This window comes from Wolbachia endosymbiont of Bemisia tabaci, from assembly GCF_003999585.1.
In the GTDB taxonomy this organism is placed as follows: Bacteria; Pseudomonadota; Alphaproteobacteria; order Rickettsiales; family Anaplasmataceae; genus Wolbachia.
This window is the reverse complement of the sequence record NZ_CP016430.1, coordinates 858878-878125: the sequence shown is the minus strand read 5'-3', so window position 1 is coordinate 878125 and position 19248 is coordinate 858878. Positions and strand designations below refer to the sequence as shown.

11 protein-coding genes, 1 tRNA gene and 3 pseudogenes are annotated in these 19248 nt (G+C 33.6%); 5 read left to right on the top strand and 10 right to left on the bottom strand.

Going from position 1 to position 19248, the window contains the following annotated elements; genetic code table 11:
* Positions 1-392: 392 nt before the first annotated feature.
* The 6 genes and pseudogenes from polA to BBB02_RS04210 form a co-directional block, all read right to left on the bottom strand.
* Positions 393-2924, bottom strand: a complete 2532-nt coding sequence (polA, locus tag BBB02_RS04230) for a DNA polymerase I (protein ID WP_127464082.1) — start codon at positions 2922-2924, stop codon at positions 393-395.
* Between the two features lie 111 nt (positions 2925-3035).
* Positions 3036-4511, bottom strand: a complete 1476-nt coding sequence (gene gatA / locus BBB02_RS04225; RefSeq protein WP_127464081.1) for an Asp-tRNA(Asn)/Glu-tRNA(Gln) amidotransferase subunit GatA — start codon at positions 4509-4511, stop codon at positions 3036-3038.
* Positions 4512-4700: 189 nt separating this feature from the next.
* Positions 4701-7073, bottom strand: coding sequence for a DNA topoisomerase (ATP-hydrolyzing) subunit B (gene gyrB, locus BBB02_RS04220; protein ID WP_017532447.1), 2373 nt, complete (start codon positions 7071-7073; stop codon positions 4701-4703).
* A 218-nt stretch (positions 7074-7291) separates the two neighbouring features.
* A complete protein-coding gene (locus BBB02_RS04215) occupies positions 7292-8527 on the bottom strand; it encodes a G protein-coupled receptor family protein (RefSeq protein ID WP_127464080.1) in 1236 nt (411 codons plus the stop codon).
* A gap of 81 nt (positions 8528-8608) precedes the next feature.
* Positions 8609-8830, bottom strand: a pseudogene (locus BBB02_RS06750) (hypothetical protein); the annotation flags it as partial.
* A gap of 12 nt (positions 8831-8842) precedes the next feature.
* Positions 8843-9748, bottom strand: a pseudogene (locus BBB02_RS04210) (ankyrin repeat domain-containing protein); the annotation flags it as partial.
* 218 nt (positions 9749-9966) lie between these two features.
* On the opposite strand from BBB02_RS04210, the gene BBB02_RS04205 reads away from it, so the two are divergent.
* The 5 genes from BBB02_RS04205 to plsY all read left to right on the top strand — a co-directional run bounded on the left by BBB02_RS04205 (position 9967) and on the right by plsY (position 15096).
* The gene (locus BBB02_RS04205; protein ID WP_127464079.1) at positions 9967-10650 is read left to right on the top strand and encodes a phosphatidylserine decarboxylase; all 684 of its coding nucleotides are present in this window, start codon (positions 9967-9969) and stop codon (positions 10648-10650) included.
* Positions 10647-11450, top strand: coding sequence for a CDP-alcohol phosphatidyltransferase family protein (locus BBB02_RS04200; protein WP_127464078.1), 804 nt, complete (start codon positions 10647-10649; stop codon positions 11448-11450). The genes BBB02_RS04205 and BBB02_RS04200 overlap by 4 nt, the downstream gene beginning before the upstream one ends.
* An 8-nt stretch (positions 11451-11458) precedes the next feature.
* Positions 11459-12793 carry an alanine/glycine:cation symporter family protein gene (locus BBB02_RS04195; RefSeq protein WP_127464077.1) on the top strand — a complete coding sequence of 445 codons (1335 nt, stop codon included), beginning with the start codon at positions 11459-11461 and terminating at the stop codon, positions 12791-12793.
* A 2-nt stretch (positions 12794-12795) separates the two neighbouring features.
* Entirely contained in the window at positions 12796-14262 is a 1467-nt protein-coding gene (locus tag BBB02_RS04190) for an alanine/glycine:cation symporter family protein (protein ID WP_127464076.1), read from the top strand.
* Positions 14263-14520: 258 nt separating this feature from the next.
* Positions 14521-15096, top strand: a complete 576-nt coding sequence (gene plsY, locus BBB02_RS04185) for a glycerol-3-phosphate 1-O-acyltransferase PlsY (RefSeq protein WP_127464075.1) — start codon at positions 14521-14523, stop codon at positions 15094-15096.
* On the opposite strand, the gene BBB02_RS04180 is transcribed toward plsY, so the two are convergent.
* The 4 genes and pseudogenes from BBB02_RS04180 to BBB02_RS04165 form a co-directional block, all read right to left on the bottom strand.
* Positions 15091-16974: a hypothetical protein gene (locus tag BBB02_RS04180; protein ID WP_127464074.1), complete on the bottom strand. Its 1884-nt coding sequence runs from the start codon at positions 16972-16974 to the stop codon at positions 15091-15093. The two genes, plsY and BBB02_RS04180, sit on opposite strands and share 6 nt — an antisense overlap.
* Positions 16975-17029: 55 nt before the next feature.
* Positions 17030-17928 (bottom strand): annotated as a pseudogene (locus BBB02_RS04175) (cation diffusion facilitator family transporter).
* 28 nt (positions 17929-17956) lie between these two features.
* Positions 17957-18029: transfer RNA gene (locus BBB02_RS04170), tRNA-Val, on the bottom strand.
* A 298-nt stretch (positions 18030-18327) separates the two neighbouring features.
* Positions 18328-19224: a cation diffusion facilitator family transporter gene (locus BBB02_RS04165; protein WP_127464073.1), complete on the bottom strand. Its 897-nt coding sequence runs from the start codon at positions 19222-19224 to the stop codon at positions 18328-18330.
* Positions 19225-19248: the final 24 nt, after the last annotated feature.

The following is a 19248-nucleotide window of genomic DNA, read 5'->3' as shown; positions in this document are numbered from 1 at the left end:
AGCTGCTGATATCACAGAACCTTAGATTATTCCCAAACGTTGTTTGCGTGACGTATGAGCGTGCTCTCCTTACTTCAAGAACTCTTTAATATGACTACTATTATACTTACGAAATTAACTACTCAAGGCATCCGTTCAGGGGTGTGGCAAAATAAGGTAAAAATGAATTTACAACAACAAGGCAGTGCTTGACACTGGAATCCAGCCTTTTGTAGTCTCATTGAAAGCGTTGCTTTTAATATCTATGATTAGGTTGCTTGTGAGCAATTTGGATCCCAGTGTCAAGCACTGGGATGACATTATTTTTACTTCAATATTTACACATTAGCCATGCATCTGAACAGATACTACTTAGGTCCTTTCAAGATATGTTCTTAGAGTGTGCAACATAATTAAGAAAAGCCCCAGTTGTCGCTAATTTTTATTTCTACTTCAAGTGGTATAGAGATTTCTATCGCATTTTCCATTACGTCTTTCATAAGTTTTGCTGTTTCTTGTACCTTGTCATCCTCTACTTCAACCAGTAGCTCATCGTGGACTTGGAGAATTATTTTACCTGTTTTCAATTGATCAAAAAGCTGAATCATTGCACGTTTTATTATATCAGCGGCGGTTCCTTGCAGCGGTGCATTTATTGCTGCCCTTTCTGCAAATTGTCTTAGATAAGGAATTTTATTATTTATGTCTCTTACAAAACATCTTCTACCAAACAAAGTCTCTACATAACCATGATTTCTCGCGATAGATACTGCTTTTTCCATATAGACCTTTATTTCTGGGTAACAAGAAAAATAGTAATTAATGTATTCAGCAGCCTCTTGAAAGGTAATGCCAAGTCGCTTTGCAAGGCCAAATGGACTAATGCCATATATAATGCCAAAATTAATGGTTTTTGCTTTGCGTCTTAATTGCTCATCTATTTCTTGCACTCCAAAAACTTGTCTTGCAGTGATATCATGAATATCTTGCCTGTTTGCAAAAGCTTCTTTAAATGCGGTAACATTTGCAACGTGTGCCAGGAGTTTTAATTCTATTTGTGAATAGTCAGCAGAAATTATCTTGCAACCTTTTGGCACAATAAAGGCTTGCCTGATAAGACTACCTTCTTCGCTTCTGATAGGAATATTTTGTAAATTAGGATTGCTAGAGCTCAGCCTTCCAGTTGCAGTCACAGTGATTGAAAAGCTTGTATGTATCCTACCATCAAGCGGATCAACCTGTTTTATTAACGCGTCAGTATAGGTACCCTTTAATTTACTTGAATGTCGCCAACTTAAAATTTTACCTGCGATTTCTGTCCCCTCCTCTTCAAGTGCCTCTAGAACTTCAGAGTTTGTGCTATAAGACCCAGATTTTGACTTTTTCTTTTTACTTAGCTCCATTTTATTAAACAAAACATCACTTAATTGTTTTGGCGATGCAATGTTGAATTTTTCTCCTGCTAAATTATGTATATCGTTTTCAAGTACAGCAATTAGCTGCTCAAACTTATCAGACAGTTCCTGTAGTTTTTGAATATTAATCAGTATTCCATTTTTCTCCATATCAAATATTACTTTCATGAGAGGCTTGTCAAAGCGCTCGTAAATCGTAAAAAGTTTTTCCTGAAATAATCTTTGTGTCAGTTTCTCATGGATCGCTATTAAAGTTTTTGCCGAGAAAGTTTCTACATTTTCACTTAAATTGTGTGCAACTATATTTGGAATGCTGTGATCATGCTTCCCTGTATCAAGACTGTATGACATGATCATTAAGTCATCAATTGAATCTAGCACTTTCTCTATTGCAGGAAATATTTCTCTGATCTTTCTAATATCATGTATTATTTTAAGCACCCCATTTGAAAATAAAGTTGAATTTATTATAGTGAGTGCATCTTGTAGACAGTTTTGATCTATGTAGAAAATATTATCTTCACTGCAAGATAAGGAGATTTCGTTTAATGCATTGTTTTCAAAGTGGCAATGAATTGCAATTTTGCCTTCATATCTGCAATGCTCCAAAAATTTTTCTAATTCTTCACCGCTATATTCTGTTTTCTCTTTTGTGCTAGATCCACTATAAGAAAAAAGCTTTTCTACTTTTCCTATCAATGAATTAAATTCATATCTCTTCAAAAAGGATAACAATTTTTCCATATTTGGAGGATGGACTTCATATTTTACAATATCATGTTGAAGATCTACTTTTTTGCATAGTGACAAAAGTTCTCTTGAAATTAGTGCTTTTTCCTTATGCTCAGTAAGAATATTACGAACTCTTGTTTGCTCAATGTTATTGATGTTTTCTATAATGTTATCCAACGAATCAAATTTATCCAGCAATTTAGCTGCAGTTTTTGGGCCTATTCTTGGAACGCCTGGAATGTTATCAGATGCATCTCCAGTTAGAGAAAATAAATCAAGAAGCTTATTTGAATTTACACCAAATTTTTCTATCACTTGTTTTTCATCTACGTATATATTTTTGATAGGATCAAATATTAGAATGTTGTAATTCAAAAGTTGAAATAAGTCTTTATCTGATGAGACTACTACTACTTTAAAGTCTTCGTGGTTGGCATATTTTGCAGCTAGTGTTGCAATTATGTCATCTGCTTCATAGCCTTCAATCTCTTCATAGCTGAAGTTAAAAGCTTCTACCGCTTCTCTCAGTATTGTAAATTGTGGAATTAGATCCTCAGGAGGCGTTACTCTGTTTGCTTTATACTCAGAATATAAACTGTGCCTGAAATTTTTTTTGCCAGAATCAAGTGCTATAGTTAAGTAGTCCGAATGGGAAATATACTTCAGAACCATATTAAGAAAACCGTACACAGCACCTACTGGAGGAATACCGGTTGTGGTAGTTAAATGATGCAAAACGTAATAAGCTCTGAAAAGAAAACCGTAACCATCAATGATTGTGAAAGTCTTTTCTTTCATTGTAGATATTTATATGTGCCTTTGATGGTCTTTTATTTAGCTATAAAAATCAAGCTCTTGTTTCCTATAGCCAAAATAATCATAATGCTATAGTTACTATAAGAAAACATATTACGCAAGGGAATTAACTATTCTGCCACAATTTTGCTCTATCACACTTGCCATATTTAATATTCCAGCTTCATCGTAATAATTTCCAATTACTTGCAAAGCAAGTGGTAAGCCTTCATTGGAAAGTCCAACAGGAACAGAAATAGCAGGTAACCCTGATAAGCTTGCCGGCACGGTGGTAAACACATCATTAATGCACATCATTAGCGGATCTGACTTTTCATTTAAGCCAAAAGCTTCTGTTGGAGCAGATGGCACAAGTATGTAATCTATTTTTTCAAACGCTTTTGTAAAATCATTTCTAATTAATGCCCTAATGCACTGTGCTTTTTCATAATACTCATTGTAATGACCTGAAGAAAGCGCATAAGCACCAATTAAAATTCTCCTTTTCACTTCTTTACCAAAACCTTCTGCTCTTGTTAGCGAATACATTTCTTCAAGGGTATCAGCATCAACCCTAAATCCGTAACGTACACCATCATAGCGAGCAAGATTAGATGAAGTTTCAGCAGAACAAATTAGATAGTAAACCGGTATCGCATATTTAGTATGAGGCAGAGCAATGTCAACAACTTCAGCACCATTTTCTTTTAAATTGGAAGAAACTTTTTCCCAATGATGAACGATTTCTTCTGAAATTCCATCCATTCTATATTCTTTTGGTATACCAATGCGCTTACCCTTGATATCACCATTTATAAGATTAGAGAATTTAGGCACTGGTCTTTCGCTCGATGTTGAATCTTTTTCATCATAGCCACAAATTGTTTCCAGCATTAACGCTGAATCAGAAACGGAACGAGTAATTACTCCTGCTTGATCAAGAGAGCTCGCAAATGCAATCATAATACCAAAACGCGAACATCTTCCATAAGTTGGCTTTATTCCAACCACTCCACAATAAGCTGCTGGTTGACGTACAGACCCACCAGTATCGCTTCCTAATGCTCCAGCACATAAAAACCCAGCAACTGATGCTGCAGATCCACCAGATGATCCACCAGGAACAACTTTTTCTCCATCACTTTTTTTTCTAATCCACACATTTTCAACAGGACCAAAATAGCTATTTGTGTTCGCAGAACCCATAGCAAATTCATCCATATTAAGCTTACCAAGCATGGCTGCTCCACTTTTTAAAAGCAAATTAGATACCGTAGATTCATAAGTCGGGATGAAATTTTCCAGCATTTTTGAACATGCTGTTGTTTTTATTCCTTTTGTACAGAATAAATCTTTAACACCAACTGGTATGCCCATAAGTGGTGGAATATCATCTTTTTGTTTTAAGAAATGTTCATCTGCTATTTTAGCGGCTTTTATTGCGATTTCTGGAGTTTTTGTTATAAATGCATTTAGTTGCTCATTTTCAACTGCATTAATATGCGTTTCTACAAGCTCAACAGCAGAAAAATTCCTCCTCCTAAGTCCATCATGCATCTCTGTAATACTTAGCTTTCTTAATTCATTCATCCATTAATATTCAATTTAGCGAGGCATTAATTATAACAACAATAGGGAAGAAAATCTATATATTTATGATCGAAAATGGGAATACAACCGAGATCAATTCAGATTTCTGAAATGGATTGGTTAGTAGTATGTTTTAAATAGCCGGCTTGGCACACAATGCTAAGCCATAAGGGTTTAGCGTTTCTAAAATCAAATATCAACATCATGTACGTTAAGTGCATTGTTATTTATAAAGTCACGACGTGGTTCAACTATATCACCCATTAACACCGAGAATATACTATCTGCTTCTTCACAATCTTTTATTTCAACTTTTAACAGAGTTCTAGTTTCTGGATTGAGTGTAGTTTCCCAAAGCTGATCAGCATTCATTTCACCAAGGCCTTTAAATCTCTGCAGAGTTAAACCTTTTTTACCATAATCCATCACTATTTTTGCGAGTGCACTTGGAGACTTTATTTTTATTTCAGTTTCTTGCAACTGTAAAAATGAATCACCATTAAATAAGTCAATTATGTTATCAAGAGAACTCAATATATTCCGTATTTCTTTGCTTTCAAGCATACTAAGCGAGAATACATATTTGTCTGCTAACCCTTGAAACAATTTAGCAATGTGAATTTCCTCATCTTTTACTTCTACTTCCCAATTATATTCACTATACATCAATTTTAAATATTTTAATATCTCATCAGCAGACAATAGAGCATTCTTTTTGCTTAAAATTAGCAATGATTCTAAGAGATCTTTTGGTATTTCCCTATCATAATTTTTGCTAATGTTTGAAATACTGAGGCACTTATTCAAAACGAAACGCAAATCTTTGCCTACACCATTTAATGTTAATCTTTTAATCGCTGAATTTACTATATACTCTTCAAAAGTTTCATCATCTTTGATATAAGTATCTTTAGCATTTTTTGTAACTTTATAGAGCGGTGGCTGCGCTATGTATAAATATCCTTTCTCAATTACTTCACGCATATATCTAAAAAAGAAAGTTAGAATCAAAGTTCTTATATGCGAGCCATCAACGTCTGCGTCTGTCATAATGATAATTTTATGATACCTAGTTTTTTCAATATCGAAGTGCTCACTCCCTATTCCAGCTCCAATTGCCGTGATCAGAGAGCCAATTTCTGCAGATGAAAAAATACGATCCAGCCCTGCACGTTCTACGTTTAGAATTTTCCCTCTTAAAGCAAGTACCGCCTGTGTTTTACGATTACGTCCCTGCTTTGCAGTACCACCTGCGGAATTACCCTCTACTATAAACAATTCCGATAACTCAGGAACTTTTTCCTGACAATCGGCAAGCTTTCCAGGTAGAGTTGCAATATTAATATTGTTTTTATTTTTAACTAACTCTCGTGCTTTTCTTGCGGCTTCTCTTCCTTTTGCTGACCTAATCGCTCTTTCTACTATACTTGCTGCTAACTTGGGGTCAGTTTCAAGTATTGTACTCAACTTGTCAAAAACTATGCTCTCTACAACTGCCCGCGCTTCAGAACTGACCAATTTATCTTTTGTCTGTGAAGAAAATTTAGGATCAGGCATCTTGAGAGATAAAACACAAGTTAAGCCTTCTCTAACATCTTCTCCAGTCAAATTCACTTTTGCCTTCTTCAAAAAACCTTCATTGTTTGCATAGTTATTGATACATCTGGTTAGTGCAGATCTAAACCCCGCCAAATGCGTACCACCATCCCGTTGTCTTATATTATTTGTGAAGCATAGCATATTCTCATAGTAGGAATCATTCCACTCCATTGATATTTCTACACTGGTACCTAGATCTTTTACATTATCTCTAATGCTGGCAATTTTAGTAACATGTGTCTTATTCTTGTCTAAGTACCGTACAAAATTAGCTGTACCAAAATTATCTTCAGACTCTTTACTATCGTTAAAATGAGACTTTACATGTGGTTTATTACGGAGATCACACAAAATGATCTCAATATTTGAGTTTAAAAATGCCAATTCTCTGATGCGACTCTCAAGAGTGGAGTAACTAAAATCAATACTACTAAAAGTCCCCGTTGATGGCATAAACGTTACTCTAGTTCCTCTTTTACTTGTGTTTTCATTGACTACCTTTAAAGATTCAACAGACTCACCATCTTCAAAGCGCATAAAATGTTCTTTTTTATTGCGCCAGATGGTTAATTCCAGCCAACTCGATAACGCATTAACAACTGAAATTCCAACACCATGTAATCCTCCGGAAACCTTATAGGTATTGCTGTCAAATTTACCTCCTGCATGTAGTTGGGTCATTATTACTTCTGCTGCTGATATTCCTTCCTCTGGATGAATGTCTGTTGGAATGCCACGACCGTTGTCGGTTACAGAAACTGAACCATCTTCATTTATGCTAACTTCAATCTTACTACAATAACCAGCCAAAGATTCATCTATCGCATTGTCAACAACCTCATACACCATATGGTGCAAGCCTGATCCATCATCAGTGTCACCAATATACATACCCGGACGCTTTCTTACAGCATCAAGACCTCTTAGGATTTTTATTGCGTCAGCGTTGTAGTTACTTTCCATGGAATTGCTTTATTTATAAATATTAATTAATATTACATTTGTATGTGCTGATTAGCAACATCTTTAGGTTGAAAGAAGGATCCTTGACATGTAGATAAAATATAATACATCACCTACACGAAGTGGTTTTACATGTTATTTCAATACATAAACTTAAGTTCAAATAATCCAAAACTCTGCTTCATATTTTAAGATAAATGGCTACAATCAAATACAATTTACCTTTTCCTTCCACTTAGATTTTCCAATTTAACACAGGATAAGTTGCTCATACACTCTTCTAATATTTCATTCTTTTTATCATTGTTTAATCTATTGCTGAACTCTTGACACCTTCTCTCAAGAGCTGAATGCGTAGTCATAATATACCTTACTGTTTCAGATGATAACTCTGGTAACTCGCTACGGATCCTTTCTTGTTCTGTTCCAGAGAAATTGGTGAAATTGGCTCTGGCCATTTCAGGGAATTTTTGTGTGATCGTTTCTTTTATCATTTCTCTAGCCTCTTCTCCATCGAGTGTAATAACCACTGATGGATGTAAGCCAGATAAAGACTCAAATAATTTATTGTATGTTCCACCTGCACAACTTTGACCTTGATTACCGTAAGTTGTTGCAGCGTCTACAAGACCTTTTAAAAACATATCTTTTCTGTTTTTTATGTCTTCATCATTCAAAGGAGTTCTTTGATTCTCTGTTCCTGTATTTCTATCATTGCAGGCTTTCCAACATAAAATAGCTGCTTGCTTCAGTGTTAACTTACTATGATTGTCTTTAAAATTATCTCCTGTTCTATTGATAAATCTTAAGCATTCAAGTGCATGAGATTTATCGCCTTCTGTAAATTCATTTGACTGTTTGATGTACTCTTCAATGTCGGTTGTGTTGCCTCTATTTAGCTGTACATAGAATTCATCTTTGCTTAAATTCTCTTTATACTTTTCTATGAGTCTATCAACACTCAAGTTTATACTAGCAACTGCACTTGGATCATGAGTAGTTTGCGCAGCAAAGGGAAGAATATTGACTATATCAGCAGCAAAAAGGCCCCTTTCTTCCTCTGGAATTTGTTGTATTAAATCGTTAAACTGCTGTATTTCTTCAGTGAGTGATTTGTTTAGCAACCATAAGCACAATATAGACAGTACCAAAAGCACACAGGAATTGATAATGTGTATAATTAAAAAAATGCTTAATGTTATTCTAATAACATTTTTTGGCCACGCTGATAATCTTTTTTCATTTTCCCTTGGTTTGAAAAAATAATTTACTAATGATAAATACAAAGAGAGCTGTACAAGAAGAAAAAATGAAGGAATCATACTTACTAATAAAACTATATTAATGAATCTTTTAATTTTATTAGTGTTGTTGTAAGCATTTTGCACTCTTTCTATTAAAGCCTGTGCTCTATTTCTATTTTGCTGTTGATTATTATTTTGACCTGCAAACATACCCTATTCTAACATTAATATATCATACTATAGAAAGAATGTAAATAAAGCAAGAAACTTATCAACTACCTGTAAAAAGCTTTATTTTTGCTTGATAGGAGGTTCTATCTTTGTACTTTCTACATTATTGAGAGTACTGCCTGTTTTTTGTGCAGCAATTTCTTTAATACCTTTCACAATAAAATACACTACTAGTGCTAAGCTGAAGGTTATAATAGTTAGCGTAATTAATGCTGCTAACTTAACTTTTATCTCTAAATTTGTTTTTGCTTTATTCTCTCTTAGAAATCGAGCCATGTCTTGATCGTTTTCCCGCATCGCAATATCTAAAGGAGTAAGCCCCTTTCCATTTTTTATATTAACGTTTGCTCCTTGCTCTAAAAGAAGGCTCACTTTTCCTATATTACCTTCTTCTACTGCACGAAATAGACGACTTTCACCTTCTATCTTTTCAATACTTGCTCCATATAATCTAAGTACTTCAATGGCTTCTTCATTTTCACTGTTGAGCGCAATATCCAAAGCATCCATTCCATCTTTATTTTTATGGTTGATAAAATTCTTCAACTGATCTCTACCAAAGCTTTCTATATATTGTTTAATGATAAGTTTCACTACCTTTCCAGGACAATTATTAGCAGCAGAAACAAGTATTGTGTTGTTATTATTATCTTTTTTCGTTATGTCCGCTTTGAGTTTATTTATCAAATACTCAATAACTTCTATTCTGCTATCACCCTCTGCTCCAGTGCATTGCCTAATAGCTAAAAATAAAGCTGTCCGCCCATTATTATCAATATCTTCAATATTCTGTCCCTTATTAACTAAGGCTTGTATTACACTTTTATTCCCATATAAAGCAGCGAAGTGAAGAGGTGTATGTCCTTCAGTGATTTCTCTTTCATCAATTGACGCACCATTGCTAGCTAGCAATTCTATAAACTCTGGCGTGTTTGCAAAAATTGCAAGGTGCATTGGTGTTAAGTCGTCTTTACCATGATTTTCAGTTTTTGCGTGAACGTTTGCTCCTTTATTTATCAGCAATTTCGCTATTTCAAACTGCTTATGCCCGATAGCAACATGCAGTGGCGTACGATTACGTTCATAATTATCATTGACGTTTGCACCAGACTTTATTAGCAGCTCTGTAGCTTCAATATCACCTTCCTTAATTGCAACGTATAAGGAAGGAGATTCATCTTTTTCTATTTCCCCTGTCATACGAAATTGCGAACATAATAATTCATATATTATTAAGAATTATTATTAATTTTTTATTAAAATAATATTAACAACAGCTAAAAATCTTTAATTTTTATTAAAGATTTAATATCCATTAATGCTTATATAAGCATTCCAAAAGTGAAGAAGTGAAAAAAAGCTTTTCATGAGAAATTATAAATGATAAATTGTTAATAATGAATTATCGAGAATAAATTATGTGCTTTGGTTTGCCTAATATAAACAGAGAAGGTTACTTATTTATAGTTGTTTCCTTTATCGTAACATGTATAGCATTCTCTATATCTTGGGGAGCTGGAATTACTTGCTTATTTCCAACGTTATTATGTACCTATTTTTTTCGTGATCCAGCAAGAACTGTACCAAGCAATAAGGATTTTATATTAAGCCCCGCTGATGGTGTGATTTCAAAGATAGAAGAAGTTAGTTACTCTTTATCAGAAGAGAATGAAGGAGAAAAGAAATTTACACTTGTCAGCATATTTCTAAGCGTTTTGAATGTCCATGTGAATCGTATACCAATATCTGGTACGATAAAGGAAATGAACTATAAAAAAGGCAAGTTTGTTTCTGCAATGAGTAATAGATCCAGTAATGAAAATGAAAAGCAGATTATTGTGATTGAATATGAAAAGGGAAAAGAAATCATTGTGGAACAAATAGCTGGATTTATTGCACGCCGCATTGTTTGTAATTTGAGGACATCTCATAGCGTAAAAGCAGGTGAAAGATTTGGAATTATAAGATTTGGTAGCAGAGTAAATATTTATATTCCTATTGGTATAGAAGTAAGAGTTTCAGAAGGACAAACTGTCATTGGCGGTGAGACAGTTATAGCAGATTTTAATAAACAAGAGAAGCTTACTTTTGACATTGTATGAATAACGATGAAAGTAACGGTAAATCCTTACCTATTACCAAGTTATTCCCAAACTTTATAACTTTACTGGGTTTATGTGCTGGCCTTACTTCACTTAAATTCACATTTAATGAACAATGGGAATTTTCAGCAATTTTTATTATCATTGCAGCAATAATAGATGGAATGGATGGCAGGATAGCCAGAATTTTAAAATCAACTAGCGATTTTGGAGCACAACTTGACTCTTTTGCAGATTTTCTAAATTTTGGTTCAGCACCTGCTTTTCTTTTATATTTTTGGAAGTTAAATGAAATTAAAGTTGTAGGATGGATTTTAGTAATGATATATGTAATCTGCATATCAATAAGACTTGCAAGATTCAATGTTTCGCTACATTTAGAGCAATTATACTGGAAAAAATTTTTCTTTTCTGGTGTTCCAGCTCCTGTATGCGCTTTACTTGTTCTGTTTCCAATAATTATTACCTTTCAATCTCATGAAAGTGAATATCTACTTCTTATAGAGCAATTTTTTAACGTAAAGAATACAGCTTGTTACTTTTTGACCATCTCATTTTTTTCGATAAGTCATATTCCAACTTTCTCTGCAAAATACATTTATGTCCCTAAAAGTTTATCCTATATATTTGTGTCATTTTTTGGAATATTGATCATATTTTTTATAAGTAAGCCCTGGATAACACTACCAATTTTAGGTGCAGTTTATATCTTGACTATTCCAATAAGTACCGGACTTTATATACATTACGCATATAAAAATAGTCAGCTATATAAAAATAGTCAGCTATATAAAAAATAGTGAGCAGCATGATTATAAAAGTAATTGATCTATTAAACTCTTTTTTATATATAAAGATATTCAACATACCATTTATAATTATTTGGGTAATTGCAACTGGGGTTTTTTGTACGATTCGATTCAAATTCATTAACTTTAGGTTGTTCAAATATGGAATACAAACACTATTCAACCTAGAGAGCCATAATAATAACGGCATAATCACCCACATTCAGGCATTTGCAACGGTAATTTCAGGAACAGTTGGTCTTGGAACAATATCAGGAGTTGCAATAGCTATTACAATAGGGGGACCAAGTGCAGTTTTTTGGATGATAATTACCGGGGTACTTGGCATGTCAATAAAATTTGCTGAAGTAGTGCTTGCATTTACTCATCGCTCTGAAAACACAACTGGTGGGGCTTTTTATTATATGGAACATGGACTTGCAAAGATTGGATTTATGAAGACTGGCAAATTCCTTGCATTTATCTACGCAGTTATGCTGCTTGTTGCAATGATTCTAGGCGGCATACCATTTCAGGCAAATCAAATTGCAGCGTTGTCAAGTAACTTATTTGAATACAACACATCTGTTATTATCTCGCTATTTGTATTAATTGTAATACTGGGAGGAATAAAGCGAATTGCTTTAGTTGCAACAGGTTTAGGACCGATCATGATAATGTTATATATAGGCATGTGTATATATTTAATCTATGTAAACGGAAATAATCTACTGAATGCTCTATCTATAATATTTCAAGATATCTTTAACAAATCAGCTATAGGAGGTGGAGTATTGAGTGGATTAATAGCAGGGGTAAGAAGGTCAGTGTTTGCTAATGAAGCGGGCACTGGAACAGCAGCTATAGCACATTCGATTGTGAAAGAGAAAGACCCAGTTAAAGTTGGGAGTGTTGCAATGATTGCACCATTTGTAGACACAATATTAGTCTCATTTTTGACTGGTATTGTGATAATTATCACCGATATGCATAGCACTAATACCGTAGGTGATATTACGTTAGTTAGCTCAGCATTTTCAACAGCCTTGCCTTTATTGAGCAAGATAGCTCTTCCGCTGATAATGTTTTCCTTTGCATTTTCCACAATAATAGCTTACTATTACTACTGTGAAGTTGCACTAGTGTACTTATTTGGTAACAAAAAAGTACTGATATTGTTTCAGTTTTTTATAGCGGGTTCAGTTTATATCAGCTGTATATCAAAAAATATAGAATTTATATCTTATTTAGGTGATAGCCTGTTTATGTGCCTTATGATTCCAAATGCTGTTGCGATATATCTACTGAGAAGGGAAGTTTTAAATACAATAGATTCTTATTACAAAAGGTATTGAACATGATTTATAGATTGCTTTATATTGTATCATTTTGCCTATTGTTTAGTGATGTCTATGCAGCTTCAGGTTTTTACGAAAGCTATGATGCTGTATTAAGTGGAATAAACAACTTCATGAATGAAGTATTATTTTTCAAAATCTTCTATGTGCCATTTATAATTCTTCTTTTAGCTTTTGGTTATGTATTCCTAACACTGCGTTTTAAGTTTCTCAACATAAGGATGTTTAAGCATGCATTCGCCATTTTGTGTGGAAAATATGATACAGATCATCACGATGGTCACATTACACATTTTCAGGCATTTGTGACTGCACTCTCAAGTACTGTAGGCCTTGGAACTGTTGCTGGTGTTGCAATTGCAGTTTCAATGGGAGGACCAGGAGCAGTTCCTTGGATGATGATTACAGGCTTTTTTGGTATGTCAGCAAAGTTTGCTGAAGTGACTTTAGCATTCAGACACAGAACAGAAGGTCAAGATCAGTTATTCAGTGGTCCCTTTCAATATATAAGAAATGGTCTAGAAGAATTTGGATTTAAAAAACTTGGTATTGTATTGGCTGCAGTATATGCAGCATTTTTTGTGTTATCAGGTCTTGGTGGAAGTGTAGCGTTTCAAACTAACCAAATGGTTTCAATATTATCTGGTTATTCAAACTGGGTGGATAGTCATCCTTGGTTTCTTTCTTCTATAATTTCTACGCTACTTGCTCTAGTGATTATCGGTGGAATTAGGAGAATAGCTAGAGTATCTTCTGCATTAGTACCTATTATGTCACTTATATATATTTTGAGTTGTTTCACAATTATTGCATTTAATATTCACAACTTTGGCAATACATTAAAAATATTGTTTTCCAGTATGATAGACTTCAACGCCGTTGGTGGAGGAGTAGTAGGAGCGTTTGTTGCTGGAATTCAAAGGGCAATTTTTGCCAGTGAAGCAGGTGTTGGTTCTGCCTCAATTACTCATGCAGCAACTAAGGATGAAGAGCCAGTTAGAACTGGACTGGTTGCGATGATAGAACCATGCTTTGATACGATGTTAATTTGTTGTTTAACAGGAATAACAATAGTAATAACAGGTGCATACCAAACCGGTGTTGGTGAGGGAATATTGATCACCCAAAAAGCATTTGAAACAGTTTCTTCTTGGTTTCCTATACTTTTAACGATAGCGGCACCTTTGTTTGCTTTTTCTTCGGTAATTTCGTTTGTCTATTGCTGTGAGATGGGGTGGTTGTATCTGTTTGGTGCAAAAAGTATAGTAATATACCGTATAGCAGTAGTAGTGGTTGCATTTTTTTCTGGTCTTTCTAAAGATATAATGGTTATTGCTAATATTGGTGGGGCTTTATTCTCTTGTTTAGCACTCATCAATATGACAGCACTTATACTATTTAGTAATCAGATTAATGATGAAGTTCAGTGTTACCTAAAAAGGCTGAGGAATAATAAAATTAATTAAATTTTGGCATATGAAAGTACAACAACAGATGTCATTCCAGTGTCATCTTCTTTTCATAGCAAAATTCCCTCTTGTTATCCCAAAACTCTCTCTTGTTATCCAAGTGTGTGACACTGGGATCTATTTTGCATATAGTTCCACCATAGTGTTATGTTTTAATGTAAAATTTTATATTTATCTACTAGATTCGTTTGCGAACAAAGTTCGCTGGATCCCAGTGTCACACACTGGGATGACAAGAGAGAGGATGCTAGAATAATGGAGAAATATATAATTCTTATATTATCCTACGTATTCGGTTCAATACCGTTTAGCTTAATTATTACAAAAATAAAAGGAATAAATTTAAGAGAAGTAGGTTCTGGAAATATTGGTGCTACAAATGTTGCAAGGACAGGAAACAAATTCCTTGCTGCCTTGGCGTTGTTTCTGGACTCATTTAAAGGATTTATCGCAGTTTATATAGCACAACAATTCTTTGATAGTAACGATATGTATATATATGCATCTGCTGTTTTAGCAGTTCTAGGACATATGTTTCCTATATGGCTGAAGTTTAACGGAGGAAAGGGGGTTGCAACAACTTTAGGGATTTTGGTAACACTCAGTATCCCTTTGTCATTAGTGTTTGTATTTGTTTGGTTAGTAGTATTTTTTATTTTTCGATATTCTTCCCTTGCTTCTTTGATTTCTACTACAGCAGCTTTATTAGCATCTTTCTTTTTTCAAAAAGACTTATTTCTTACACTACTTACTGTAGCAATATTAATTTTCTTGAAGCACTATAGAAATATTGCAAATCTTCTGCAAAGCAAGGAACACAGGTTTTTATAAACGGTGTACTGCTAGGTTATTAACACTTAAATTACGAGATAAGCTGCTTGATGGCATTATTTTGTCTTCTTTATTTAAGTCTATAATTTTTGCTTTTGTTATACTCTCTACTTCTTGAGGTGTTAAAAGTCCATCTTCAATAAATCTTTGCTTCACTTCTTTTATTTTTTCATAAAGTGAAGTTAGATCGTGCTTATTTTGACTATACATATCTTCAGCTTCTAGCTTCAGTTTGCATGAAGCTTCTTTTTTTAACATATCATTCATTACTGCTTCTGTTATTGCTAATTTTTCTTGCAGAATTTTCTTTATTTCTTCTTTCCCATCCCTATTATTTTTACTCAGTTCTGTGTATACTCTGTGACACCTTTTCTTTAGTGGTAACATTCTTAAACTATCTAACATTCTGTCCACTTGACCCTTAATAGTCTTCTTGGCTTTCAATTTTAATTCTTTTACTTCTTCTTTTATTATTTTGCTAGCTATTCTCTTAGCTTCAGTTAAAGATGAGTCCTTGAGAAAAAAATCTGTTCTAAGTAAATTTTGGTTTAAAAGCTCCAAAAAGACTTTTCCTTTGATGTTTTCGAGTTGATCGTCTAAACCATCCCCCTGTAGTTTATTTGTTATGTGCTGAAACAGCGCATAATGCTCTAATTTATTTAACTTTACAGAGTTAATATTTTTCATTAACGTCAGCACAATTTGTTCACTATATTGAGAAGTAAAACTCAGTAAATTTCTCATTAAGGAAATACTTACTTCTGCAATAAAATCATCAACTATTTTTTGACTTTTATCATCTTCATAATTATTTTGGGCGTTATGCCAAGTCCTAAGAATTTCTTTACTGTTCTTCTTATTTTTTAGCCTGTCTAACATAAACTTACGTGCTTCATTTTCTGCTTCTGTAAGGAGCATTTGTCTAGGTGGTGTAAATTTAATCTCTGGATCGGAATGAATACCCTCTAATGTACTTAACATTCTGTAGATAACACCAGTAAAACATGTGTTAGGAATTCGTTCTTTTCTAGAGAAAGTTTGGCTATCTAGTAAATTTGCAATCAACGCGTCTTTTTTATTTTTTACAGCTTCTCTATCTCCATCATTGCAGGCTCTAAGAACTAACAGAAGAATTTGTCCACCAGTGAAACCAGAGCTATGTTTCTCATTACCTTTGCAAAAATCTTGCAAAAACATTACTAATTTTCCCTTATTCTCATTACTAAATGGTTGGCCATCAAGCATATGTAAGTGATTTATATATTCAATAAACTCTTTAAATCCCTCATTATTAATAGTGTCTTCAGATACTTGTTCAGTATATTTATCTTTTAATTTGTCAATATTTTTAATGATATCATTATTTAATTGATGGGGTAGTAAATGCTCATAAGTACCATCAAACTTATTTGTCATACTGCGAGTATTTTCTTTTATGCCTTCTAAAAAGAAATTTATAGCAGCTTTAAGTAACGTAAATGGATTAAAATCCTTTGGCCTTAATTCACTTTGTAATAGAATTAAAACCATTGCAAGTGGTATTGTTGCAAGTAACGAAACGAGTAGAAAAGTAGTCGTAAAGGTTAGATATGTTACAGAAGCAAAAAATAAAAGGAAAGATGCTATCTTAATTTTATTTTTCTCAAAAAATATTTCCCAATATTCCTTTTTACTTATTTTTTCCTGCTTTGCAGCTTTTATGTCTTTATAAACGTAAAAAGTTTTTATTTCAGATCTAAAAAACAATGTGGCAAAAGATAAAAAGACATTGGCAGGATTAACTAAAATGCTTAAAGAAACAAAAGCTGCGAAGTAACTTGCTGTCTTTAATCTGTAAGAATCCTTTCCAGGAAATTGTATTTGAGAAATACCTATCATAGCCTACTCTCTATAATATTATGATATTGTAGTAATAACAAATAGGCTATAAATGTCAATGCTTAAGTATTTTACTGTCTACGCACTCATCGTATTCAATTTCAACTGTAGAGTGTGCAATTTCAAATCTATTTAATAGTATTTTTTTTATCTCATACAAAATATTAGTGTGTTGTCCATTTTGCTTTATCTTGGCATGCATAGTAAGTATAAAATAATTATCAGATAGTGACCATGCATGTATGTGATGCACATCTATCACTTCAGGTAACTTAGATACAATCTCACTTTTTACCTCCTCAGCGGATACACCTTCGGGTGTACCTTCAAGAAGTATATGACAAGAATTCTTGAGAATTTTATAGCCACTGCTTAAGATTATTACACTGACAAATACTGACAAAATAGGGTCCACTATTTGCCATCCGCGGTAAGCATGATAATTATGGATGCAACTATAGCAGCTACAGAGCCTAAAATATCTCCTATGACGTGCAGTACAGCACTTTTTATGTTTATATTGCTTTCACATTTACTATGTAATATAAAAAAGACTATAATGTTAGAAATTAGGCCAAGTGTAGCAATTATTAACATTACTTTCCATTCAACATTGACTGGAAAAATAAATCTTTTTATTGATTCAATTATAATGACCGCTGCAATGAGAAATAGAGTTAAACCATTAACAAATGCTGCAATTATCTGCAATCTGTGATACCCATATGACCTCTGTAAATCAGATTTCTTAGCTGAAAATTTGTGCGCTATCCAGCTTAAAATCAAGGCAAAAAGATCAGTGAGCATATGCCCTGCATCTGATAGTAGAGCAAGCGAATGTGAAATTATTCCACCTGCTATCTCCATAAGCATTGTTATTGCAACTATTATTATGGAATAAATTAAGCGCTTGGACTCTGCTATTGAGTGTTTGCCATTGTGCACTGCTGTCATATAAAATCTTTTTATGAGCAAAAATACGTGGGTAACACTGGGCTCGAACCAGCGACCCCTTGCACGTCAAGCAAGTGCTCTACCAACTGAGCTAATTACCCATCGTAGCTTTAGTATAGTGCTTCAGTGAAATGAAAGTCAATTTGCTTTTAGACTTCTTGCTGAATGAAACTCCTTGACAAATAAGTTTTTATTTCAGATCTAAAAAACAATGTGGCAAAAGATAAAAAGACATTGGCAGGATTAACTAAAATGCTTAAAGAAACAAAAGCTGCGAAGTAACTTGCTGTCTTTAATCTGTAAGAATCCTTTCCAGGAAATTGTATTTGAGAAATACCTATCATAGCCTACTCTCTATAATATTATGATATTGTAGTAATAACAAATAGGCTATAAATGTCAATGCTTAAGTATTTTACTGTCTACGCACTCATCGTATTCAATTTCAACTGTAGAGTGTGCAATTTCAAATCTATTTAATAGTATTTTTTTTATCTCATACAAAATATTAGTGTGTTGTCCATTTTGCTTTATCTTGGCATGCATAGTAAGTATAAAATAATTATCAGATAGTGACCATGCATGTATGTGATGCACATCTATCACTTCAGGTAACTTAGATACAATCTCACTTTTTACCTCCTCAGCGGATACACCTTCGGGTGTACCTTCAAGAAGTATATGACAAGAATTCTTGAGAATTTTATAGCCACTGCTTAAGATTATTACACTGACAAATACTGACAAAATAGGGTCCACTATTTGCCATCCGGTAAACATGATAATTATGGATGCAAGTATAGCAGCTACAGAACCTAAAATATCTCCTATAACATGCAATACAGCACTTTTTATGTTTATATTGCTTTCACATTTACTATGTAATATAAAAAAGACTATAATGTTAGAAATTAGGCCAAGTGTAGCAATTATTAACATTACTTTCCATTCAACATTGACTGGAAAAATAAATCTTTTTATTGATTCAATTATAATGACCGCTGCAATGAGAAATAGAGTTAAACCATTAACAAATGCTGCAATTATCTGCAATCTGTGATACCCATATGACCTCTGTAAATCAGATTTCTTAGCTGAAAATTTGTGCGCTATCCAGCTTAAAATCAAGGCAAAAAGATCAGTGAGCATATGCCCTGCATCTGATAGTAGAGCAAGCGAATGTGAAATTATTCCACCTGCTATCTCCATAAGCATTGTTATTGCAACTATTATTATGGAATAAATTAAGCGCTTGGACTCTGCTATTGAGTGTTTGCCATTGTGCACTGCTGTCATATAAAATCTTTTTATGAGCAAAAA